Origin of the sequence: Rahnella sp. CG8 (assembly GCF_023701875.1) — a bacterium.
GTDB lineage: Bacteria > Pseudomonadota > Gammaproteobacteria > Enterobacterales > Enterobacteriaceae > Rahnella > Rahnella aceris.
In genome coordinates this window covers 1-1,077 of sequence record NZ_JABAED010000073.1, presented here as the reverse complement: position 1 = coordinate 1,077, position 1,077 = coordinate 1, and the positions used below count along the sequence as shown (strand labels likewise).

Annotated in this window: 1 protein-coding gene and 1 pseudogene; one reads left to right on the top strand and one right to left on the bottom strand. The window is 45.9% G+C overall.

Annotated elements, in window-relative coordinates; translation table 11 throughout:
- The first annotated feature begins 391 nt into the window (after positions 1 to 391).
- Positions 392 to 874: an Hcp family type VI secretion system effector gene (locus HGO41_RS25735; protein WP_013575296.1), complete on the top strand. Its 483-nt coding sequence runs from the start codon at positions 392 to 394 to the stop codon at positions 872 to 874.
- 32 nt (positions 875 to 906) lie between these two features.
- Here HGO41_RS25735 and HGO41_RS25730 read toward each other — a convergent pair.
- Positions 907 to 1,077 (bottom strand): annotated as a pseudogene (locus HGO41_RS25730) (IS4 family transposase); the annotation flags it as partial.

The window sequence follows — 1,077 nt, the reverse complement described above, 5'->3', positions numbered from 1 at the left end:
AAAACATCACCTCAACAGGAGTTAAAGATGGCAAAAGTACTGGTTCTCTATCATTCCATGTATGGTCATATTGAAACTGTGATCGGATGATAATAAAAATCGGTAAAGTTCGCCCAAAAGCGCATTAAATAACAGTTGGTTAGAATCAGCCAAAATCGCCAACGACAAACTTATGCGATATTTGACTATTTTTTTTGCCCCACAGGTGCCCCATTGCTCGCCCCCTGCTCATACAGAATCAGAATACCTTTTAAACTACACAGCAGCAGCTCCCAGTTTTTTCTTCATATCACTGCGCTCACATCAGGGCGAACTTAAGTCAAATTAACCGTGCAAATACCGTTCAGGTTGTTTTAACATTGCCCACCCTTTTTATATGGATATTTGAATAATGGCTATACCAGCATATTTATGGTTGAAGGATGACGGCGGCGCGCTGATCAAAGGCGGTGTGGATGTTAACGGTCGGGAATACAGCATCGAGGTTAAGGGATTCCATCACAACCTGATGATCCCTACGGATAACGCGACGGGTAAAGTAACGGGGACCCGCATGCACTCCCCTTTACTGATCGTAAAGGACTTCGACTGTTCAAGCCCCTATATTTATAAAGCGGTGGCAACAGGCCAGAGTCTCGAATCTGCCGAGATTAAATGGTACCGGATTAACGACGCAGGCCAGGAAGTTGAGTATTTCAACATGTTGCTCGAAAAAGTTCGGATAGTGTCCATCTCTCCAGCTATGGCAACTGGTGATAATACTCAGGACAACCATCTTGAAACAGTAGAGTTACGCTACGAGAAAATTACGTGGAAGCATAACGACGGCAACATTATTTTTGCCGACTCCTGGAACGACCGCCAGACGGCTTAATGTGAAAAAAGGGGCGCTATGCCTAATGCCGGTCACTTAAGGTGACCGGCATTGTTTTTTAAGGGATATTTCGACCTTTTTTCTCTCACTTCCCTCGCATATTCACGCTCACGCCTCGAGGGCAGCTTTAGCATCGCTGCGTTGCTGTAAAAATGCTTCAGATGACCCGGGATGGCTCCCGCTGATGCCCACGGCAGCCCGAT